The 21,849-nt window shown below is 56.6% G+C and carries 17 protein-coding genes; 15 read left to right on the top strand and 2 right to left on the bottom strand.

Going from position 1 to position 21,849, the window contains the following annotated elements:
* From mazG to hydG, 10 genes are all read left to right on the top strand, one after another.
* The coding region (gene mazG, locus POTG_RS18290) for a nucleoside triphosphate pyrophosphohydrolase (protein ID WP_083791527.1) at positions 1-1,346 on the top strand (1,346 nt) is incomplete at its 5' end.
* A 195-nt stretch (positions 1,347-1,541) separates the two neighbouring features.
* On the top strand, positions 1,542-1,814 hold the full coding sequence (locus POTG_RS18285) for an HU family DNA-binding protein (RefSeq protein WP_009226339.1): 273 nt from the start codon (positions 1,542-1,544) through the stop codon (positions 1,812-1,814).
* Positions 1,814-2,095, top strand: a complete 282-nt coding sequence (locus POTG_RS18280) for an RNA-binding S4 domain-containing protein (protein WP_009226338.1) — start codon at positions 1,814-1,816, stop codon at positions 2,093-2,095. Before POTG_RS18285 ends, POTG_RS18280 begins: the two co-directional genes overlap by 1 nt.
* A gap of 487 nt (positions 2,096-2,582) precedes the next feature.
* Positions 2,583-3,641, top strand: a complete 1,059-nt coding sequence (hydE, locus tag POTG_RS18275; RefSeq protein ID WP_009226337.1) for a [FeFe] hydrogenase H-cluster radical SAM maturase HydE — start codon at positions 2,583-2,585, stop codon at positions 3,639-3,641.
* 100 nt (positions 3,642-3,741) lie between these two features.
* Complete coding sequence (locus tag POTG_RS18270; RefSeq protein ID WP_036646166.1) at positions 3,742-4,734, top strand: 2-oxoacid:acceptor oxidoreductase family protein; 993 nt, start codon at positions 3,742-3,744, stop codon at positions 4,732-4,734.
* 63 nt (positions 4,735-4,797) lie between these two features.
* The gene (locus POTG_RS18265; protein WP_009226335.1) at positions 4,798-7,089 is read left to right on the top strand and encodes a thiamine pyrophosphate-dependent enzyme; all 2,292 of its coding nucleotides are present in this window, start codon (positions 4,798-4,800) and stop codon (positions 7,087-7,089) included.
* A gap of 37 nt (positions 7,090-7,126) precedes the next feature.
* Entirely contained in the window at positions 7,127-7,630 is a 504-nt protein-coding gene (gene nuoE / locus POTG_RS18260; RefSeq protein WP_036646164.1) for an NADH-quinone oxidoreductase subunit NuoE, read from the top strand.
* 16 nt (positions 7,631-7,646) lie between these two features.
* Positions 7,647-9,533: an NADH-quinone oxidoreductase subunit NuoF gene (nuoF, locus tag POTG_RS18255; RefSeq protein WP_009226333.1), complete on the top strand. Its 1,887-nt coding sequence runs from the start codon at positions 7,647-7,649 to the stop codon at positions 9,531-9,533.
* Between the two features lie 18 nt (positions 9,534-9,551).
* Entirely contained in the window at positions 9,552-11,300 is a 1,749-nt protein-coding gene (locus tag POTG_RS18250; RefSeq protein ID WP_009226332.1) for an NADH-dependent [FeFe] hydrogenase, group A6, read from the top strand.
* Between the two features lie 215 nt (positions 11,301-11,515).
* Entirely contained in the window at positions 11,516-12,952 is a 1,437-nt protein-coding gene (gene hydG, locus POTG_RS18245) for a [FeFe] hydrogenase H-cluster radical SAM maturase HydG (protein WP_009226331.1), read from the top strand.
* Positions 12,953-14,170: 1,218 nt separating this feature from the next.
* Here the strand turns inward: hydG and hydF are convergent.
* The gene (gene hydF, locus POTG_RS18240) at positions 14,171-15,433 is read right to left on the bottom strand and encodes a [FeFe] hydrogenase H-cluster maturation GTPase HydF (RefSeq protein WP_009226330.1); all 1,263 of its coding nucleotides are present in this window, start codon (positions 15,431-15,433) and stop codon (positions 14,171-14,173) included.
* 15 nt (positions 15,434-15,448) lie between these two features.
* On the bottom strand, positions 15,449-16,882 hold the full coding sequence (locus tag POTG_RS18235; RefSeq protein WP_009226329.1) for an aspartate ammonia-lyase: 1,434 nt from the start codon (positions 16,880-16,882) through the stop codon (positions 15,449-15,451).
* Positions 16,883-17,041: 159 nt separating this feature from the next.
* On the opposite strand from POTG_RS18235, the gene yabP reads away from it, so the two are divergent.
* From yabP to spoIIE, 5 genes are all read left to right on the top strand, one after another.
* Positions 17,042-17,323 carry a sporulation protein YabP gene (gene yabP / locus POTG_RS18230; RefSeq protein ID WP_009226328.1) on the top strand — a complete coding sequence of 94 codons (282 nt, stop codon included), beginning with the start codon at positions 17,042-17,044 and terminating at the stop codon, positions 17,321-17,323.
* Complete coding sequence (gene yabQ / locus POTG_RS18225; RefSeq protein WP_009226327.1) at positions 17,320-17,907, top strand: spore cortex biosynthesis protein YabQ; 588 nt, start codon at positions 17,320-17,322, stop codon at positions 17,905-17,907. The genes yabP and yabQ overlap by 4 nt, the downstream gene beginning before the upstream one ends.
* Positions 17,908-17,924: 17 nt before the next feature.
* Positions 17,925-18,281, top strand: coding sequence for an FtsB family cell division protein (locus POTG_RS18220; RefSeq protein WP_009226326.1), 357 nt, complete (start codon positions 17,925-17,927; stop codon positions 18,279-18,281).
* A gap of 124 nt (positions 18,282-18,405) precedes the next feature.
* Positions 18,406-18,876, top strand: a complete 471-nt coding sequence (locus tag POTG_RS18215; RefSeq protein WP_009226325.1) for a S1 domain-containing RNA-binding protein — start codon at positions 18,406-18,408, stop codon at positions 18,874-18,876.
* A gap of 399 nt (positions 18,877-19,275) precedes the next feature.
* Positions 19,276-21,783 carry a stage II sporulation protein E gene (gene spoIIE / locus POTG_RS18205; RefSeq protein WP_009226324.1) on the top strand — a complete coding sequence of 836 codons (2,508 nt, stop codon included), beginning with the start codon at positions 19,276-19,278 and terminating at the stop codon, positions 21,781-21,783.
* Positions 21,784-21,849: the final 66 nt, after the last annotated feature.

Below are 21,849 nucleotides of genomic sequence, written 5' to 3'. Positions count from 1 at the left end.
AATTTACTTCGTTCGACGAGGTGTATGAAGCGAAGGACGATTTTCCTTCCGTTTATGAGGAGATTGCCTCCAGACTGTTAGCGCGGGCTGAAGCAGGGCGACAGGGAGAGAATATCGTATACGCTGTTCCTGGGCATCCGCTGGTTGCCGAAGCGACGGTGAAGCTGTTGCGGGAACGCTGTCCGGAGCATGGAATCTCGCTCGATATCATCGGCGGGGAGAGCTTCCTGGACGAGGCCTTCGTTCGTCTGGGCTTCGATCCGATCGAAGGGTTCCTCCTGTTAGACGCCTCGGAGGTCCGGGGGGAAGCGATCGATCCGAGACGGCATACGTTAATAGGGCAAGTTTATGACCAGATCACTGCTTCGGAAGTCAAGCTGGGGTTAATGGAGCTGCTGCCTGACGATTATCCGGTCGTTGTGGGACATGCCCTTGGGGTGGCGGGCCAGGAGCGGATCGAGCGCGTTCCGCTGTTTGAACTGGATCGTATGACCGGCTACGGGAACCTGTCCCTGGTCTATGTGCCGGCCAGCGAGGACGATACGCTTCGCAACCGCAGCTTCCAGCGGCTTCATGAGATCGTGTCGATTTTGCGCAGTCCGGGTGGATGTCCGTGGGATCGCGAGCAGACGCATGAATCGATTCGCAAAAATCTGATCGAAGAAACCTACGAGGTGCTGGAGACGATCGACGACGACGATCCCGACCACATGCGCGAGGAGCTTGGCGATCTGCTGCTGCAAATCATGCTCCATTCCCAGATGGAGGAGGAGACCGGCACTTTTACGGTGTATGATGTCATCCAGGAGCTAAATGAGAAGCTGATTTACCGCCATCCGCATGTCTTCGGCAATTTGAGTGCGGAGGATGCCGAGGCGGCGCTGAACAACTGGGAAGCGATGAAGGCCGAGGAGAAGAAACGCAAAGGCATCCAGCCGGAGCGCCAATCAGTCATCAGCGGGGTGCCGCGCGATTTGCCGGCTTTGATGAAGGCGTACAAGCTTCAGAAGAAGGCGGCCAAGGCCGGATTCGACTGGGAGGACATCGACGGGGTATGGTCTAAGCTGGAGGAAGAGATCCGCGAGCTGAGGGAAGCCGTCGCGCAGAAGCAAGATCCTGAGTCACAGGAGCTGGAGCTTGGCGACGTGCTGTTCTCGGTGGTGAATGCTGCCCGGTACATCGGAGTTGATCCGGAGCAAGCCCTCTCGCGGACGATCCGCAAATTTACGGAGCGGTTCCATTATGTCGAGGAACGGCTTCGCGAACAGGGCAAAACACCTGGCGACAGCACATTAGCCGAAATGGACGCCTTATGGGACGAAGCTAAGTCGAAAGAACGGGAATGATGGGAGAAAAGGACTAAATTTCAGTTTTTTTGCGAAAAAAGCAAAAAAAGTTCCCTGAGAGTGCAGGATTTTTCAAATCAAGCAAGAATACTCATACAAAGATAACCATCTGGCGCTGGGTAGGCTTGAAGGCAGGCCTGAAGCCTATAGTGCCAAGGTATCACCTATTTCTTTAATTATTGGGAGGCATTATTAATGAACAAAACAGATCTGATCAACAACATTTCCAGCAAAAGCGGTTTGACGAAAAAAGACGTTGAATCCGTATTGAATGGTTTTCTCGGCGAAATTACCGATGCACTTGCTAGCGGCGACAAAGTTCAACTGATCGGCTTCGGTACATTCGAAACTCGCAAACGCTCCGGTCGTACGGGCCGCAACCCGCAAACCGGCAAAACAATCGAAATCCCAGCTTCCACAGTTCCGGCATTCAAAGCGGGCAACAAACTTAAAGAAGCTGTAAAATAATGCGTCTCGATAAATTCCTGAAGGTATCGCGGCTGATCAAGCGGCGCACCGTGGCGAAGGACGTCTCCGAACAAGGCAGAGTTCTGATCAACGGGCGCGAATCCAAACCGAGCAGTACGGTGAAGGTGGGCGACGAAATTACGGTTCAATTCGGCCAGAAGCTGGTGACCGTGCGCGTCGAACGTCTGGTCGAAACGACTCGTAAGGATGAAGCTGCTTCGATGTATACCTTAATCAAGGAAGAGCCGATCGCCAAAGAGACCGGTCTGGACTGGTCCTGACATAGTGACGCTCAGAGCATGTTCCGTTTCTTCGGGCGGGGCATGCTCTTTTTTTTACCTCACAAGAGTGTAAAAAAAGTCCTAGCCAAACTGTGAATTCATGGTAATATAGTAAATGCACTTCTTAGAAAACTCCTCTTGTATCAACCTCATGTCGAAATCATCGACGCTGCGCACACGGCACACATCCACGAATCACAAGCGCACCTAACGATCAAGCAACTTTCCATCGAACGAACCATCGAACTAACCATCTTCGGATCATCAAACCACCAACAGACGCTGTAACCATCCAACTTAACAACAGATCCTATCGTCGTTCAGGCTGCAGCTCACTATTCAGAAACCGGGGTGATCCAATCAATGAAGATAATTTAAAACGCTTACAAAGTGAAAATATTCACAACTATTTCGTTCATCGTTTTTCACGACAGCCATGGGGTATACCAAGGTCCATAATCCAGTCTATCCAAAGGATGATTGCCTGATGAAACAGCTCGTGCACAAGCTCTATGCGCGGGGAGAGCTCTCCAAGGAGGAGCTCGTCGATCTACTGGAGCATATGGATGTCGAAACGCGCAAGGAGCTCTTCCGATTGGCCCGTCTAAGGCGGGAGCAGGCTTACGGGGACAAGGTGTATATGCGCGGTTTGATTGAATTTTCAAGCTACTGCCGGCGGAACTGCTTGTATTGCGGACTGCGGGCCGGGAATCGCGAAGCGGAGCGTTATCGGCTCAGCCCGGAGGAGATTCTCGAATGCTGCCGGGAAGGATACGAGCTGGGCTTCCGCACGTTTGTGCTCCAAAGCGGGGAGGATCCCTGGTATACGGCCGATCTGCTGGCTGCCTTAATCCGGGAGATCAAAGCGGAGTTTCCGGATGCGGCCATCACCTTATCCATCGGCGAGCGGGAGGCGGAAACCTACCGATTGCTGTATGAAGCGGGGGCGGATCGCTTTTTGATGCGTCATGAAACCGCTTCCCGAAGGTTGTACCAGGCGCTGCATCCTTCGATGTCCTTTGATCACCGGCGCCAATGTTTGGAGACGCTGCAGTCGATCGGCTATCAAGTTGGTGCAGGCTTTATGGTCGGGTTGCCCGGCCAGACCGCGGAGGATTTAGCGGAGGACTTGAACTATCTCCAAACGCTAAACCCAGACATGATTGGCATTGGCCCGTTTATTCCCCATGATCAGACCCCGCTTGGCAATGCGAAGGCCGGATCGCTGGAGGATACACTGGTTATGGTCGCGCTGGCCCGCCTGTTCCTTCCCGAAGCCTTAATTCCCGCGACAACCGCGCTTGGTACGTTACACCCGGAAGGAAGGGAGTTGGCGCTGAAGGCCGGGGCCAATGTGGTCATGCCCAATCTGTCACCCGTTGCCGTCCGCAAGAAATACGCTTTGTACAACAACAAAATCTGCACGGGTGATGAATCCGCCCAGTGCAGGCATTGCCTTGAGCTCCGGATTGAAGCCGCGGGCTTTTCCGTAGATATGGGAAGGGGGGACAGCCTGAAGGCGCTGGCAAGCCGCCGTCATGCTTAGTCATCGTTGCACAGAAGTCGGTTGAGTCAAGAGATGAGGCATTTTTATTTCGTTATTATTCGTGAATTATTTCACAAAAAACGTAGAGGAGACATGGCGAATGAGCATATTGACCAAAACCAATGACCTTGGCTTTTTTGAAATTCGGCTGGAATCTATCGGCGGGCTCGGCGCCAACCTGGCCGGGAAGATGCTGGCGGAATCCGGGGTGCTTGGGCTCGGCCTAAATGGAGCAAGCTTCTCGTCTTATGGTTCGGAGAAGAAGGGCTCCCCGGTGAAGAGCTTTATCCGCTTTTGCGAGCCGGACGTGGAGATCCATGACCACAGCCCAATCGAGGAACCCCACGTCATCGGCGTGTTCCATGAAGCGCTGCACAAGACGGTCAATGTCCTAAGCGGCTTGAAGCCGGACGGAATCGTGTTGGTGAACTCAACCCGCGATTTTGAGGAAATTCGGCGCGACCTGATGTTCCCTTACGGGACGCTCGCTGTGGTGGACGCGATGGGGATTGCCATTGACGAGCATACGAAGGTGAACACCTCGATGCTGGGGGCGTTGTTCCGGATATGCGATTTTTTGGATCCAGATTCGATGCGCGAAGTGATTCAGCATACATTCCAGAAAAAATACCCGCACTTGGTGGAGCCCAATCTGCGTACGTTCGACCGGGGGTATCATGAGGTGCGCTTCCAGACGATCCCGGCTCCCGAGGGGGTACAAGGGATACAATTCGAACGGCCGCAGCCGCTGCTCGGCTATAAGACGCAGGCGCCGGGCGGCATTATCCGGGCGCAGGGCAACAGCCTGCTGAAGGATTTGAGCGGCTCCCGACAGGGTTTTGTGCCGGAGCTGGATACGGACAGCTGCATCCATTGTGCTAACTGCGACTCGGTTTGTCCCGATCTTTGCTTCGTGTGGGAAGCTGGGGAGGACAAGAAGGGGCGCCCGCAAATGTTCTTGAGCGGAATCGACTACCAATATTGCAAAGGTTGCCTGAAATGCGTGGAAATCTGCCCAACGGGGGCGCTTAGCATGCGTCGGGAGGAACCCGGATATGCCGACAGCCACCGCGTCGCTCACGTCTTTCAGTAGAGGTTTTTTTCCAAGGTCAAGGTATTTTGAACTCGCAGAAGAGCCTAAAGGAGGACTTTATCGATGTCTATAACCGAAGAGAAAATCACGAAAATGACGCTGGCGGAACAAACGACGGCCTTCGAGTCAGGCAATGAAGCGGCAGCCATGGCGGCGGCTCAGATCAATTACCATGTGATGGGGTATTTTCCGATCACGCCGTCCACGGAGATCGCGCAAATACTGGACCAGAAGAAGTCGCAAGGCCTGCATGATATCCAGCTGATTGCAGCGGATGGGGAGCATGGCTCGGCGGGGATCTGTTACGGGGCAGCACTCGCTGGGGCTCGGGTGATCAATGCGACCAGCGCCAACGGGTTCATGTACATGATCGAACAGCTGCCGGTGCAGTCCGGGACGCGGTTCCCGATGGTGCTGAACCTGGTCACGCGCGCGATCAGCGGTCCGCTGGATATTCGCGGCGACCACTCCGATTTGTATTTCGCGCTGAACACCGGCTGGTTGATCCTGACGGCGAGCACCCCGCAAGCGGCATACGACATGAACATCATGGCGCTGAAGTGGTCGGAGCATCCAGAGGTTCGTCTGCCAGTGATCGTTGCCTATGACGGGTTCTTCACGTCTCATCAGAAACGGAAGTTAAGTTATTTCAAGGACGCCAAGACGGTCCGGGCGTTCGTAGGTGAAACGCCGCCGGTCGGATTTGATAACGTAGTCGATCCGTCGCGGCCGATCTCGGTTGGCGCGCATATGAACGGCGATGACCTATTGAATAACCACTACCAGCTGCACCTGGCTCAGGAGCGGGCAGCCGAAGTGTATCAACAAATCGCTGCCGAATATAAGGCGATTTCGGGACGCGATTACCCGGTGCTCGAATTGTATCAAATGGAGGATGCGGAGGTCGCTTTATTTCTGCTGAACTCGGCGGCGGAAACGGCCAAGATCATCGTGGATAAGCTGCGGGGTCAGGGGATTAAAGCGGGGCTCATTCGGCCGAACGTCATCCGGCCTTTCCCGGCGAAGGAGATCCGCACCGCGCTGCGGGGCGTCAAAGCGCTGCTGGTGGGGGAACGCGCCGATTCCTACGGCGGCAAAGGCGGCAATATGACGCATGAAATCCGCTCCGCGCTGAAGCTGGACCCGGCGAACCAAACGATCGTCTTGTCCCGCGTGTTTGGCCTGGGCGGTAAAGACTTCTATCCGGATGAAGCGGAAGCGTTCTTTAACCTGGCCATTGAGGCGATGAACCAAGGCGAAGCTGCGGTGCCGTTCGATTATTTTGGGCAGGTGCCCGGGGATCCGGTGCACGAGCTCAAACCGATCTTGACGCCGCAGTACGGCGATGCCTTTAACAGCGGGCTGATTCAAGTAACGCCGGATGAGGCAACCGGCAAGCTGAAGGTGAAGCTGCCGCCGCTGCGCAGCCTGACGGCGAAGCCGAAGCGGCTGGCGCCGGGCCATGGGGCATGTCCGGGCTGCAGCGCGATCTCTTCGTTGGAGCTGTTTTTCAAAGGGATTGAAGGCGATGTCGTTACGTTGTTCCAGACCGGCTGCTCGTACGTCGTGACAGCTGGCTATCCTTATACCTCGCATAAGCAAACGTTCATCCACAACCTGTTCCAGAACGGGGCTGCCACTGTAGCCGGTGTCGTTGAGGCATTCTGGGAGCGGAAGCGCCGCGGGGAGATCGACGTTTCGGATAACGTGACCTTCATCATGGTGACCGGTGACGGCGGGATGGACATCGGCATGGGGCCGGCGATTGGCTCGGCGCTGCGGAACCACAAGATGATTATTTTGGAATACGACAACGAAGGGTACATGAACACCGGCTCACAGCTCTCCTACTCCACGCCGCTGGGGCATCAGACCAGCACGTCCGGCGTAGGCAAGGCGCAGAAGGGGAAAGCGTTCCATCACAAGGATACTCCGCAGATCATGGCGGCGACGAATATCCCGTACGTGTTTACCGGGGCGGAAGCTTTCCCGCAGGACCTGATTATGAAGGCGGCCAAAGCGCAGTGGTACGCACAACATGAAGGCTTGGTTTACGGAAAAATGCTTAGTACCTGTCCGCTCAACTGGCGGTCTGAGGATCAGCTCGGTACGAAAATCCTGAAAACGGCAGTAGACTCCTGCTTCTTCCCATTGTACGAAGTCGAGCATGGCGTGACGAACATCACCTACAATCCGGAGGCGAAAAACAAGCGGATCTCGCCGCAGGAATGGTTGAAGCTGATGGGTAAAACGAAGCACATGCTGCATGACCAGGAACTGCTGGATGCCTTCGAGGAAGAGGTCAACCGGCGTTGGGAACGGCTCAAGCTGAAGCACGAAAGTCCGCTGCTTTAAGGTCAGCATTCGGACGATGAAGGGAGAGAAAGCGAAGATGGAAGAGACTTGCCGTTGTGCGAAGGATGAGGAGCGGCTGCACCGGGTGGGGGAAATCATCGATCAGTTTCGCCAGCTGCCGGGCGCGCTGATCCCGGTGCTCCACGAAATTCAGGATTTGTATGGCTATCTGCCGGAGGAAGCGCTGCAGATCGTTTCGCGGGAGCTGGGAATGTCGATGGCTGAGATTTACGGGGTGGCGACGTTCTACTCTTTTTTCTCGCTGGAGCCCAAGGGAGAGCATATCATCCGCGTCTGCATGGGGACGGCTTGTTACATTAAGGGCGCGCAAGGGGTGCTGGATCGCTTGAGCCAGGAGCTGAACGTTCCGGTCCAAGGGACGACGGCCGACGGGAAATTCACGCTGGATGCGACCCGGTGTCTGGGGGCTTGCGGTTTAGCGCCGGTCATGACCATTGGGGAGAAAGTGCATGGCCGGCTGACGCCAAACGAGATACCGAAAATACTGAAGCAGATGCGCACACCTGTACAGACGCATTAGAAGGGATGGTGGAACGATGAAAACGTTGTTGGATCTCGAGGGCATTCGAACGTCGCAGCTTAGCCGGCTGGTCCGCCGTAAGCTGGGCAAGGTCGAGGCTGTTGAAGGGGGCGTTGCCGAGCGTTCTGTCATGATTTGCGGCGGCACAGGCTGTACCTCCTCGGACTCGATGTTCATTGCGGAAGCCTTTGAGCAAGCGGTGGCCAGCCAAGGGATTCAGGACAAAATCGAGATTGTCCGGACGGGCTGCTTTGGGCTGTGCGAGCTGGGGCCGGTCGTGATCATTTACCCGGAGGAGGTATTCTACAACCGGGTGAAGGTGAAGGACGTAGCGGAGATCGTCGACAAGCACCTGCTTCAGGGCAAAATCGTCGATCGCCTCGTCTACCGACAGTCGCTGGAGAAGGACGGGCGGATCAAGCCGCTGCATGAGGTCGACTTCTTCCGCAAACAGCAACGGATCGCGCTGCGTAACTGCGGGACGATCGATCCGGAGGACATTGACGAATATATCGCCATGAATGGGTATAAAGCGTTGCATAAGGTCCTGACGACGATGGAGCCGGCGCAGGTTGTCGCCGAGGTGAAGGAAGCAGGCCTTCGCGGACGCGGGGGCGGCGGGTTCCCGACCGGAATCAAGTGGGAGACGGCGGCGAAGCAGCAGACGGGGCCAAAATACATGATTTGCAACGCCGACGAGGGCGACCCGGGCGCGTTTATGGACCGCTCGATCCTGGAGGGCGATCCGCACTCTGTACTGGAAGGCATGGCGATCGCCGGCTACGCCATCGGAGCGAATCACGGCTTCATCTACGTACGGGCGGAATATCCGATCGCCGTGCGCCGGGTGCAGGCGGCGATTAAGCAGGCCCGGGATTACGGGCTGCTGGGCGAGGATTTGTTTGGCACCGGCTTCTCCTTTGATATCAGCGTCCGTCTGGGAGCTGGGGCGTTTGTCTGCGGGGAAGAGACGGCGCTGATGAACTCCGTCGAAGGCAAGCGCGGCATGCCGAACCCGAAACCGCCGTTCCCGGCCGTCAGCGGGTTATGGGGGCAGCCGACGGTGATCAATAATGTGGAGACGCTGGCTAACGTGCCGATCATTATGCTCAAGGGCGCTTCGTGGTATGCGAGCATCGGGACGGAAAAGAGTAAAGGCACCAAGGTCTTCGCCTTGGGTGGCAAAGTCGTCAACACCGGGCTGGTGGAGGTGCCGATGGGGATTACACTGCGCGATGTGATCTACGAAATCGGCGGCGGGATTCCCGGCGGCAAAGCGTTTAAAGCGGTGCAGACCGGGGGGCCGTCCGGCGGCTGCTTAACGAGCGAGCATCTCGATCGGCCGATCGATTACGATACGCTGCTCAGCTTGGGGTCGATGATGGGCTCGGGCGGCATGCTCGTGATGGACGAAGAGACGTGTATGGTCGACGTGGCCCGGTATTACCTCGACTTTACGCGTGACGAATCGTGCGGGAAATGCGCGCCTTGCCGGATCGGGACCAAACGCCTGCTGGAGATTTTGGAGAAAATCACGGAAGGCAAAGGAACGATGGAGGACCTGAATGCGCTAGAGGACCTGTCTGAGCAAATTAAGGCGGCTTCGCTGTGCGGGCTCGGCCAGACGGCGCCGAATCCGGTGCTGTCCACGCTGAAGTATTTTCGCGAGGAATATATCGCCCATGTGGTCGACAAGAAATGTCCTGCCGGCGTTTGCCGCTCGCTGATTACGTACACGATCGATCCGGAGAAATGCCGCGGCTGTACCCTTTGTGCCCGGAAGTGCCCGGCGGAAGCGATCTCGGGCGAGATGAAAGAGCCGCATGTCATCGATCCGCAGCTGTGCATCAAATGCGGAATTTGCTTCGACAGCTGCAAATTTGAAGCGATCTATAAGAGCTGAAGGGGGGAGAGTTCGAGCATGGATACGGTGAAATTATGGATTGACGATATGGAAACGGAAGTGCCGAAGGGAACAACGGTGCTCCAGGCTGCCCGCGGACTAGGCATTCACATTCCTACCCTTTGCCATCTGCAGGGCATGAACCACCCGTCCAGCTGCCGCGTCTGCTTGGTGGAGTCGGGCCCCCGCCTGATCGCTTCGTGCACGCTGGTGGCCGAGGACGGCATGCGGATTCGGACGAATACGCCGCGGGTGCGGAAAGCCCGCAAAACGACGGTTGAGCTGATTCTGTCGGATCACCATCGGGAATGTCTCACCTGCCTGCGCAGCGGAACCTGCGAGCTGCAGGAGGTGGCGAATCAAATTGGGGTGCGCGATGTGCGATATGCGGGAGGCAAGGCGCGGTCGACGGTTGATATCTCGTCGCCGTCGATCGTGCGCGACACTTCAAAATGCCTGCTGTGCGGCCGGTGCGTCTCCGTGTGCAGCGAGGTGCAGACTGTGGGGGCCATCGGGTTCATGAACCGCGGATTCAACACGGTGATTGGGCCGGCTTTGGGGCGGCCGATCGGCGAATCGGTCTGCGTGAACTGCGGGCAGTGCATCATGGCTTGCCCGGTTGGCGCGCTGCAGGAGCGGGAGAATGTGGGCGACGTGTGGCAGGCAATCGCTGACCCGCATAAATTCGTCGTTGTGCAGACGGCTCCGGCGGTGCGCGTCGCCTTGGGCGAGGAGTTCGGGATGCCGATCGGGACGCGGGTGACGGGCAAGATGGTCGCCGCGTTGCGCCGGCTTGGCTTCAACAAGGTGTTTGATACCGATTTTGCCGCCGACTTAACGATTATGGAGGAGGGCACCGAGCTGGTGCATCGCTTGGCCACCGGGGAGAACTTGCCGCTGATGACCTCCTGTTGTCCGGGCTGGGTGAAGTTTGTGGAGCATTTCTTCCCGGATATGATGGAGAATCTGTCGAGCTGCAAATCGCCGCATGAGATGGAAGGGGCGATGATCAAGAGCTATTTCGCCCAAACGATGGGGATCGATCCGGGGAACATTGTGGTGGTGTCGATTATGCCGTGTACGGCTAAGAAGTTTGAGGCACAGCGCGAGGAGCTGGCTCACGAGTCGTTACCGGACGTCGATTACGTGCTGACGACCCGGGAGCTTGCGCGGATGATCAAAGAGGCGGGGATCGATTTTGTGAACTTGAAGGGCGAGACGTTCGACAACCCGTTTGGCGAAGCTTCGGGGGCCGGCGTGATCTTCGGCGCGACCGGCGGGGTGGCCGAAGCGGCGCTACGCACGGTATTCGAGCTCGTCGCCGGCGAAGAGCTGGAGACGGTGGAATATACCGCAGTACGCGGAATGGACGGCATGAAGGAGACGACGGTGGAGCTGCCGGACGGCCGGATGATCCGCACGGCGGTGGTTCACGGGCTCGGCAACGCGCGTAAGCTGATGTCGATGATTCAGTCCGGTCAGCGCCAATACGAGTTTATTGAAGTGATGGCTTGTCCGGGCGGTTGTATCTGCGGCGGCGGGCAGCCGATCGTGGGTGCGAGCCTGCGGGATACCCTCCGGGATACCCTCGACGTGAAGGCGGCCCGAGCCAAGGCGATTTATGACGAGGACGAAGCGTCTACGGTTCGGAAATCGCACAAGAACCCGTATATCCAGCAAATTTATCGCGAGTTTTTGGAGAAGCCGAACAGCCATAAGAGCCATAAGTATTTGCATACACATTATTTGGTGCGCTCTCGTTATTAGCTTTTTGCCGTTGCGTGTGGGGTATCGGTGTTGCGCTTTGAGCGTTGAGCGTTGAGTGTTGAGTGTTGAGTGTTGAGTGTTGAGTGTTGAGTGTTGAGCATTGAGTATTGAGTATTGAGTGTTCATCGTTGAGCGTTAAGTGTTAAGTTGCTTTTGTCCATACAGTCTCGAAGGGGTTCAGAAGTCATTTTGGCATCTCACAGGGAGGGATGGGGATGAGCAGGTCAGATCAAAGGCAGGCAGCGGACTTCATCCGGGATGAGACCATTGTGTCAGCGCTCGCTTACGGGTCGCGGCTAGCCCGCGACCGTAAAAAAGTGCTGGCGATTCTGGAGCGTGCCCGGACCGCCAAAGGCATCAGTGCGGAGGAAGCCGCCGTTCTGTTGAACGTGGAGGACGATGTATTGCTGGAGGAGATTTACCATGCGGCACGCGAGGTGAAGGAACGCATTTACGGGAATCGGATCGTCTTGTTTGCTCCTTTATATGTCAGCAACTATTGCGTCAATAACTGCGAGTATTGCGGCTATAAGCAGTCGAATAGGGGCATGGTTCGGCGGAGGTTGAACCGGGAGGAGCTGATCCGAGAAGTCGAGGTGCTGCAGCAACTGGGGCATAAGCGGCTGGCACTGGAGGCCGGGGAGGATCCGGAGCATTGCCCGATCGATTACATTCTTGAATGCATTGAAACGATCTACTCCGTGAAGGTCGACAACGGAAGCATTCGCCGGATTAACGTCAATATCGCAGCGACGACGGTGGAGGATTACCGCAAGCTGGCGAGCGTCGGGATCGGCACGTATATCCTGTTCCAGGAGACGTACCACCGCCCGACCTACAGCCGCATGCACCCCAAAGGGCCAAAACGCGATTACGACTGGCATACGACGGCGATGGACCGCGCGATGCAAGCCGGCATCGACGACGTTGGCGTGGGGGTGTTGTACGGGCTGTATGATCACAAATACGAGACGATCGCCATGCTGATGCATGCCGAGCATCTGGAAGCGACGTATGGCTGCGGGCCACACACGGTTTCCGTCCCTCGCTTGCGGGCGGCGGACGGCGTGGATCTGAACAGCTTCCCGTATCTCGTGAACGATCATGAATTTAAGAAGATCGTGGCCGTGTTACGGCTCGCGGTGCCTTATGCCGGCATGATTCTGTCCACCCGTGAGGACTCGAAATTCCGCGACGAGGTCATCAAGCTGGGGATCTCCCAGATCAGCGCAGGCTCGTGCACCGGCGTTGGCGGTTATACCAACACGTACGGCAGCGAGGGCCAAGCGATCTCAAGCAGCGATACCGCCCAGTTCGAGGTAGGTGACCACCGTTCGCCGCTGGAGATGATCAAGTCGCTGTGCCGGGACGGGTATATACCGAGCTACTGCACCGCTTGTTACCGGGAGGGGCGGACGGGCGACCGTTTCATGCGGCTGGCCAAATCGGGCCAGATCCATAACATCTGTCATCCCAACGCTCTGCTCACTTTGCAGGAGTATTTGCTGGACTACGGGGATGACGAAGCCCGGGAGATGGGAGCCACGCTGATCAAAAACAATCTCCGCCGCATCCCCAAAACCTCCGCCCGCGATGCGACGATCAACCGCCTGCAGCGTCTCAAGGAAGGCGAGCGGGATTTGTACTTCTAGCCCGGGGCCCGCGGAAATCAAAAACCTTCAATGCCACCTTAGCGGGTGGCGTTGAAGGTTTTTTTGGCGCCGATATGCTGATTATTCGGCATCTCGCCCAGTTGCCAACTCCATTCCGCTTGCCACGGTACAGGGTACACTTACTGCGCTCAACCCCCGGCTAGTGCTTTATTTCGCCTGCGGACTCCGGCGTGCGGCGTGTGGCTAACCCATTATTTCGCCTACGGACTCCGGCTAACGCTTGCCAGAGTGCTTATTTGGGCCAAATGAGGGGGATTTCATTTCTAACGCTTGTCAGCGAGCTTATTTGCATCAAATGGCCTCGTTTTGGGTGCGAAACAGGAAAATAAGCTCTCTCATAAGCGTTACATTTTGAAAATCCCCATTTTGGGCCCAATAGCGTTGCTGGCAAGCGTTAGAGGTTCGTTTCGCCGTGGTTGCTCCTCTAGTGTCTCTGCTGTCTCTAGTGTTGTTGCTCTGCTAGTGTCTCTGCTGTCTCTAGTGTTGTTACTCAGCGAGTGTCCCTGCTGTCGCTAATGTTGTTACTCAGCGAGTGTCCGTACTGTTAGTTACTGTTGTTATTCTACCAATGTCCGTGCTGTTTGCTACTGTTTTTGTTTTGCCAATCTCTGCTGACACTACTATTGTGCTCTTTCAGTATCTATTGCTGACGCTAATGTTGTTGATCCGTGAGTGTCACTGTTGTCACTATTGACGCTGCCGACGCGAAAGTTACTACTGTGCTTAACTGCGCTTAAATGTGCTTAACTACTCAAACTACCTTAACTGCACCTAACTTCTGCTAACTCTAACTACTCTAACTACTCTAACTACTCTAACTACTCTAACTACTCTAACTACTCTAACTACTCCCAACTGCCCTAACACACCTGCGACGTTTAAAGCTCCTGCACACCTTGCTTTTGGAGTAACTATTTCTCTTGCTTTCGCCTGCGGACTCCGGCGTGCGGCTAACGCTTGTCAGAGCGCTTATTTGGGCCAAATGAGGGGGATTTCAATTCTAACACTTGTTAGCGAGCTTATTGGCATCAAATGGCCTCGTTTCGGGGGCGAAACAGGAAAATAAGCTCTCTCATAAGCGTTACATTTTGAAAATCCCCATTTTGGGCCCAATAGCGTTGCTGGCAAGCGTTAGAGGTTCGTTTCGCCTCAACAGCCATCACCGGAGCCGATCAGATCACAGGAGCCGAGTTTCTCTCACTGCGACTGAGACCCCCGAGCCGCCTCATCCCACGCCATCATGGCGGAGGGGAAGAGCTCGATCGCGCGAGGGAACACGCCGTGAAGGTAGGCGATCAGCACGCCGTAGTTGACGATCGGGACGCCGGCCGCTTCGGCTTCGCCGAGGCGGTGCAGCATGGCGCGGCGGTTGAGCATGCAGGCGCCGCAATGCACGATCAGCGCGTAGCGGGACAGGTTCGGCGGGTAGCTGTAGCCGGAGACGTGCTCGATCTGCAGCTGCTTGCCCGTGGTTTGGCGCAGCCAGCGGGGGATTTTGACGGTGCCGATGTCGTCGGACTGCTGATGGTGCGTGCAGGCTTCCGCGATCAGTACGCGGTCGCCGTCCTGCAGGTTCTCCACGGCCCGCGCGCCTCGGACGAGCTCATTTAGGTCGCCTTTATGGCGGGCGAACAGGATGGAGAACGAGGTCAGCGGCACGTCCCGCGGCGTATCGGCGGCGACCTTAAGGAAGACCTGCGAGTCGGTGATGACGAGCCGCGGCTTCGTCCCGAGCCGATCCAGCGTGGCCCGGAGCTCGTGCTCCTTCGTCACAACGGCGATGGCGTCGCTCTCGAGCAGGTCGCGGATCGTCTGCTGCTGCGGCAGGATCAGCCGGCCTTTGGGCGCGGCTTTGTCGATCGGCACGACCAGCACGACCAGGTCGCCCGGCGCCACGAGGTCGCCGACGAGCCGGAAGCGCTCCTCCTCGTGCGGAAGCGCCGCGACGATGGCCCGCTTCAGCTCCGGCACGCCGCTCCCGTCCAAAGCGCTGAATGCCACGCATTCCAGGCCAAGCTGGGCCTTCACCTCGGCAAGTACAGCCGCCCTCGCGTCCGTATCCAACAGCGCGTCGACTTTATTCACCACGCCTACGACAGGGATCTTCCGTTGCTTCAGTTCGGCCAACAGCTCCCGATAAAAATCATCGGGACCCGCCAACGCATCAATCACCAACAAGGCGAGGTCGGCGCGGTGGATCAGCTCCCGCGTTTTCTGCTTGCGCCGCTCGCCAAGCTCGCCTTCGTCGTCCAGCCCGGCGGTATCAATCAGCACCACTGGTCCCAGCGGCAGCAGTTCCATCGCTTTGTACACCGGGTCGGTGGTCGTCCCCCTCACCGGCGAGACGACGGCAATCTCCTGCCCCGTTAAAGCGTTCACCACGCTGGACTTCCCCACATTCGTCCGGCCGAAGACGGCGATATGCGTCCGCTCCCCGCGCGGCGTTGCGTTCAGACTCATCTAACCATTCCCCCTCTATTCGCCGGGGATGCCCGGCTTCGTGACCTGCAGCGGATTCAGGATGGCGGCAGCGCGTTCGGCGGTCAGCCAGCCGCCGCTCACAGCGACCTGCTCCACCGACAGCCCCTCGCGCCGGGCGATCCCGGCAATCTCGGCGGCCGCCTCGTAGCCGAGATGCGGGACCAGCGCGGCGGCCAGCACGGTGGAACGCCGCAGATGCTCGCGGCATACGCCCTCGTTGACTGCGATGCCGCGAATGCAGCGCTGCTCGAACAGCGGAACGGCCCGCCCCAGAATCTCCAGCGATTCCAGCAGGGAATCGGCGATCAGCGGGCCGTACGCGTTCAGTTCGAGCTGGCCGCCGGCGGCGGCCCAAGTGATCGCGGCATCGTTCGCGATCACCCGCATGGCCGCTTGGCCGGCCATTTCCGCCATGACGGGGTTCACCTTCCCCGGCATGATCGACGAGCCGGCCTGGACGGCGGGCAGCGTGTATTCGCCGATGCCCCCGGCGGGGCCGGACGCCAGCAGCCGCAGGTCGCCGGCGATCTTGAACAACGTCACGGCTGCCGCTTTCAGCAGCCCGGACACCTCGACGAAGACGTCCATGTTCTGCGTCCCGTCCATCGGAAATTCGCTGCGCGCTAAGCCCAGCCCGGTCAACTCCTGCAGCGTGTCGGTGACCTGGAAGATGTAAGCCCGGGGCGCGTCCAACCCGGTGCCGATCGCCGTGCCGCCGAGATGAATCTCGCGCAGCCGCTCCTCGGCTTTGTACAGCCGCCACCGGTCGCGGGCGACCGCCTTGGCGGAAGCGCCAAAGCCCTGGCCGGCCATCATCGGCAGGGCGTCCATCAGCTGCGTGCGTCCGAGCTTCAGCACATCCGCGAATTCCCGCTCCTTCTCCTGCAGCGCCTCCTGCAGGGAGGCATAAGCGTCGCTGAGCGGGCGCAGCAGCCGGATCGCCGCGATTCGAAGCGCGGTGGGGTACACGTCGTTGGTCGATTGACATCGGTTGACGTGGTCCAACGGATGGACAAGCTGGTAGTCGCCTTTTGTCCCTCCCAGCCGTTCAATCGCTAAATTGGCGATCACCTCGTTGACGTTCATATGCGTGGACGTGCCCGCGCCTCCCTGTAGGGCATCAACCACGAATTGATCGACCAAGGCGCCCTCGGCAATCTTGTCGCACGCCCATTCAATCGCTTCCGCGACCTCAGCCGGGATCAGGCCCAGCTTGCCATTGACCCGCGCCGCCGCTTTCTTGACCACGGCGATCGCTTCGATCAGCCGGGGATGGGCTGGACGCCCGCTGACCGGAAAATTCTCCATCGCCCGCGCCGTATGAATGCCGTAATAGACTTCTGCCGAGATCGCTTTGGGGCCTAGCGCGTCGGTCTCCATGCGATATTTTTGATCGGAATCGGGTTCATTCGGAAATTCTTGACGCATTCGGGTTCGCCTCCGACAAATGTCAATCTCTTCCTTTCCATCGTAGTTGAAAGCGATTTCTCGAGACAGTAAAGAAGATCACGTGAAAGGCCGGAAGGAACTTGTTCTAAAGACGATTTTTCGTCCATAAGCTAGGGATAAGAAGGAGGGGTACATGCCATGGTCGAACCAAATAAAGCCAAGCATCAGGAGCTGCATTTGCTAAATCGCAAGCTGCTGGACATTACGGGGGTCCTCAATGTGGAAAGCTTCGACAGCGAGGAGTTTTTGCTTCAAACCGAACTTGGTGCGATGACGATCCGAGGGCATAATTTACATATCAAAAACCTGAACCTGGAGCAGGGACTGGTCAGCATCGAAGGTACGGTGAACTCGCTTTCGTATTTGGATCCGGGGTCCAATTCGTCCAGTAAGGGCCTGCTCGGCAAGCTGTTCCGATGAATTTGGAGACACAATGGGCGACCCTGCTCTGGATGCTGGCATCCGGGGGGATCATGGGTATCGCCTTTGACAGCTATCGCGTCGTCTCGGGACAGCTCCGGTTTCCCCGCTGGGGTGTCCATGCCCTCGATTTGCTCTACTGGTTGGCTGCCGCCTTATTCGTCTTCCGCACGTTGTATCACAGCAACCAGGGGGAACTAAGGTTCTATGTTTTTTTAGGACTTTTTCTAGGTATTTGGATTTATTTTTTGTTCCTTAGTGTTCTCACCGAGCGTTTTGTGTTAATGTTAATGAGGATAGCTAACAAAATTTATCATTTTATCGTACGAACGATTGAGATTTTCATCATCGCTCCGTTACAATGGCTGGTCAAAATGATCCGTGTTCTGCTCGGATTCGTTTGGATTGTGCTGCTGTTCCTAGGCCGGATCACCTTGTTGCCGATCTGGAAGCTGCTCGTGTGGGTGCTTACACCTATATGGACAAGGCTTCGGATTCCGCAGGGGGTGGACAAGATTCGGCGTTGGGCGGCTGTGTGGCGAGAGCGTGTTTTGCGTCTATTACGCTGGTTCTACAAAGAATAAGGCTGGGAGGTGCCCTGGTGCGCGAAGTGTCGACAAATCCGAAACCATCGAACAAAACTTCATCCGCCGGAAACGGATCTGCTTTCGCTAAGCGCAGGCTGCGGATTTGGATGGGATTTATGGTCCTGTTTTTAAGCTGGGCCGGATATACGTTCATTTCTCAAGCCGGGGAGATCGGCAGCAAATCGCAAGAGCTGGCGGAACGGCAAGCCGCCAAGGCAGCCAGTGAGCAGAGCTTGAACCAGCTCAAATATGAGATTGACCGTTTGAATGACCCCGAATACATTGGACAAATTGCCATGAAGAAATATGGTCTGTACAAACCGGGTGAAATCCCTGTCCGGGTATCCGAGTCCGAAGCCGGAAATGACTGACCCCATGCGGGTTGACGGGACATCCGTCTGTTGACCTTGTTTCAGTCATTCGGTATAATCAAATCACCGCAGTCAAGATTTCGAGGCCTGGCTGTATATTTTTAAGGGAGGATCATTTTATTTTATGGCAATTGAAGTGGGCACCAAGTTAGAAGGAAAAGTGACAGGCATCACGCATTTCGGAGCATTTGTGGATCTGTCAGGAGGTGTCACGGGTCTCGTTCATATTTCGGAGATCGCCGACAATTACGTGAAAGACGTTAACGATCATCTGAAGATCGGCGATATGGTTACCGTAAAGGTAATCAATGTCGATAAGGACGGCAAGATCGGACTTTCCATCAAGCAGGCTGTTGACAAACCGGCCGAAGCCAGACCGCCTCGTGCACCGAGAACGGACCGGCCAATCGGCGGAGACCGTCCTGGCGGCGGATTTAACCGGGACCGGGGAGGACGCTCTTTCAAGCCCCCAGCCAGCAAATCCTCATTCGAAGACAAAGTTTCTCGTTTCCTGAAGGACAGCGAGGAGCGCATTTCTTCGTTGAAGAAGAATACGGAAGGCAAACGCGGAGGTCGCGGAGCCAAACGAATGTAATCCCTGAAAACTTAATTAATCAAACCCACCGTAGGCGAATCGCTCGCCTGCGGTTTTTTGTTTTGTTTCGCGCTCCAATCTTCACAAGTTGACTTTTGCCTATGCGATTAAACAGGTTTTGTCGCCTCTGGGCTTTTTGCCGACAGGTTCTTACGGTTTTTTACGAGGAGCGCGTTCAAATAGCCGTTGTTCACAGACACAGCCTGGGATTTTCCATGCGAACATAGAAACCCCTGATGAGGTCCATCGCTATGGGGGGCCTGGATTCGCGCGGTGTCGGCGTTCTCTCTCAATTTGTCGGAAATTTCTTTGGCACCGGCTCCGGTATCTGACAAACTTTCCGGTTCTAGCCTCCTATAATGGGACATACCTTACTAATTTGGAAAAGGCGGTGCCAGGATGTTGAATAAGTGGAATGTCACCCTGTTTCCAGGGATGAGAAAGGCGAAGGCATGGGACAAGGGAGCGATGCGGAAAATGCTGCTAAACCAGCCGATCATCCAGCGGGCTGGGCGGCTGTTCGCGGTCAACAAGTGGACCGGACTGCTTCTAGTGATGAGCTTCCTGCTGGGCCGGGCGACGATCTTGGACGAGCTGGCTCCTTTTGCCGTCGCTTTCTTTGCGGTGATTCGATTCATGCGGCGGGATATCGCGTGGTTCGCAGGGGCGGCGATGGTCTGCGGAGCGCTGCTGACGCCGGGTGCGCATCTTCATGCCATGGAAATCGCCGTGGAGCTTTTGATCTTCACTTTGCTGCAAAAGGGGCTGGAGTCTTTTGAACGGGCAGATCTCTCCTATGCGCCGATTATGGTGTTTACGAGTACGTTCTTCGTTGGGATGTTCGGGGCGGTGATTGGCCCTTCCCTGACTTGGTACGCACTCGCGATGACCGTGATGGATGCACTGCTCAGCTTCGTATTGACGCTTGTCTTCATTCAGGCGGTCCCGGTGTTTACCTACCGGAAGAAGCATTACCAGCTGCGCGGCGAGGAAATTTTATGCCTCGTGATCCTGCTGGCTTCAGTGATGACCGGAACGGTCGGGTGGGAGATTCAAGGGTTATCGGCCGAGCACGTGCTGTCGAGGTACCTGATCCTGCTGTTCGCCTTGGCAGGCGGTGCACCTTTGGGAGCTTCGGTTGGCGTGATCACCGGATTGATCCTCAGCCTTGCAGATACGTCGGCCTTGTATCAAATGAGCTTGCTGGCGTTCTCCGGGATGCTGGCCGGGATGCTTCGGGAAGGGCGCAAATGGGCGGTCGGATTCGGCATGTTGCTCGGTTCGTCCATTCTGTCCATCTATATCGCCGGCCCGGCGGATGTGATGTCCTCCACTTGGGAGAGCTGCACCGCAGTTCTGCTCTTCCTGCTGACCCCCAAAAAGATGGTCCAAATTATTGCCAAATACGTACCCGGTACGCAGGAGCATGCCAAAACCCAGCATGAGTACGCCAAACGGGTACGCGATATTACGGCTGGCCGGGTGGCGCAGTTCTCCCAAGTCTTCAAGCAGCTGGCGCGAAGCTTCGGACAAGTGTCCAGCACCGGGGAAATCGCTAAGCGCGGCGAGGAGATCGACCATTTTATGAATGCGGTGACCCAGGGCGCTTGCGCTACCTGCTTCCGCAAGAATACGTGCTGGGACGGACGATTCTATCAAACGTACAAGCTGATGACAGAAATGATGACCGCGATCGAGGAGAAGCCGGACATTACTGCGGACGAGTTGCCGGCAAGATGGTTGAAGATGTGCGCGAAGACCGACCAGGTGCTGGATATTATGAAACACGAGTACGATCTGTATCAGCATGATCTGCATTGGAAACGGCAAATCTACGACAGCCGCCAGTTGGTGGCCGAACAGCTCTCGGGGGTCTCGCAGGTGATGGAGGATTTGGCCCGAGAGATCCAACGCGAAGGACAAGCCATGTATAAGCAGGAGGAGCAAATCCGCGAAGCGCTGGAGAAAATGGGCTTGTCCATTCATAGCATCGACATTGTGAGTCTGGACCACGGAAACGTAGAGATCGAAATCGTACATGCGTACACCCGCGGTTTTGATGAATGTCGGAAGATTATTGCTCCGCTGCTGTCCGATATCCTCGGCGAGCATATCGCAGTCATGAATGAAATTCATCATGGAGGCAGAGAAGGCCTGGCGACCGTCACCTTCGGCTCGGCGAAAGCGTTTGAGATCACGACCGGGGTTGCCGGCACCGCGAAAGGCGGGGACATGCTCTCCGGTGACAGCTTTAGCGCCAAGGAGCTGGGCAACGGCACGTTCGCTGTGGCGATCAGCGATGGGATGGGCAACGGGGAGCGAGCGCGGCTGGAGAGCAGTACGGCGCTGAACATCCTCGAGCAGCTGTTGCAGTCCGGCATGGAGGAGACGCTGGCAATTAAATCGGTGAACTCAATTCTCATGCTGCGTTCGCCCGATGAGGTGTACGCGACGGTGGACATGGCGCTGATTGATCAATATACGGCGCGGACAACGTTTATGAAGATCGGCTCCTCCCCTAGCTTCATCAAGCGAGGTTCAGAGGTCATCCCGGTGACGGCCAGCAACCTGCCGATCGGCATCATCCAGGATATCGAGGTCGATCTGGTGTCCGTTCAGCTCTATCCGGGAGATACGCTGATCATGATGACGGACGGTATCTATGATGCGCCGGGCCCCGCGGTCAACAAGGAGCTGTGGATCAAGCGGCTGATCCAGGAGATCCAGGCCGAGGATCCGCAGGAGATTGCCGATTGTCTGCTGGAGTCCGTCATCCGGTATCAGAAGAACGTCATTCACGATGATATGACCGTGGTTGTGGCAAATATCGACCATCTCCAGCCGGAGTGGGCTACGTTGCATATCCCCGGCATCAGCCGACTGGAGCGGCCGCGTACCGTGAGTTAAACAGAGAGCTTGAGGTGAGAACCTCAGGTTCTTTTTTTGGCGGAAAAATCTTGTTTTTCCTGAACT

Origin of the sequence: Paenibacillus sp. oral taxon 786 str. D14 (genome assembly GCF_000159955.1) — a bacterium.
Lineage (GTDB): Bacteria > Bacillota > Bacilli > Paenibacillales > Paenibacillaceae > Fontibacillus > Fontibacillus phoenicis.
The sequence above is the reverse complement of the archived record's forward strand: the minus strand, read 5'-3'. Positions and strand labels throughout refer to the sequence as shown.

Coding starts and splice junctions, on each gene's coding strand:
- POTG_RS18285 (WP_009226339.1), top strand. CDS start 1,542: ATGAACAAAACAGATCTGATCAACAACATTTCCAGCAAAAGCGGTTTG.
- POTG_RS18280 (WP_009226338.1), top strand. CDS start 1,814: ATGCGTCTCGATAAATTCCTGAAGGTATCGCGGCTGATCAAGCGGCGC.
- hydE (WP_009226337.1), top strand. CDS start 2,583: ATGAAACAGCTCGTGCACAAGCTCTATGCGCGGGGAGAGCTCTCCAAG.
- POTG_RS18270 (WP_036646166.1), top strand. CDS start 3,742: ATGAGCATATTGACCAAAACCAATGACCTTGGCTTTTTTGAAATTCGG.
- POTG_RS18265 (WP_009226335.1), top strand. CDS start 4,798: ATGTCTATAACCGAAGAGAAAATCACGAAAATGACGCTGGCGGAACAA.
- nuoE (WP_036646164.1), top strand. CDS start 7,127: ATGGAAGAGACTTGCCGTTGTGCGAAGGATGAGGAGCGGCTGCACCGG.
- nuoF (WP_009226333.1), top strand. CDS start 7,647: ATGAAAACGTTGTTGGATCTCGAGGGCATTCGAACGTCGCAGCTTAGC.
- POTG_RS18250 (WP_009226332.1), top strand. CDS start 9,552: ATGGATACGGTGAAATTATGGATTGACGATATGGAAACGGAAGTGCCG.
- hydG (WP_009226331.1), top strand. CDS start 11,516: ATGAGCAGGTCAGATCAAAGGCAGGCAGCGGACTTCATCCGGGATGAG.
- hydF (WP_009226330.1), bottom strand. CDS start 15,433: ATGAGTCTGAACGCAACGCCGCGCGGGGAGCGGACGCATATCGCCGTC.
- POTG_RS18235 (WP_009226329.1), bottom strand. CDS start 16,882: ATGCGTCAAGAATTTCCGAATGAACCCGATTCCGATCAAAAATATCGC.
- yabP (WP_009226328.1), top strand. CDS start 17,042: ATGGTCGAACCAAATAAAGCCAAGCATCAGGAGCTGCATTTGCTAAAT.
- yabQ (WP_009226327.1), top strand. CDS start 17,320: ATGAATTTGGAGACACAATGGGCGACCCTGCTCTGGATGCTGGCATCC.
- POTG_RS18215 (WP_009226325.1), top strand. CDS start 18,406: ATGGCAATTGAAGTGGGCACCAAGTTAGAAGGAAAAGTGACAGGCATC.
- spoIIE (WP_009226324.1), top strand. CDS start 19,276: ATGTTGAATAAGTGGAATGTCACCCTGTTTCCAGGGATGAGAAAGGCG.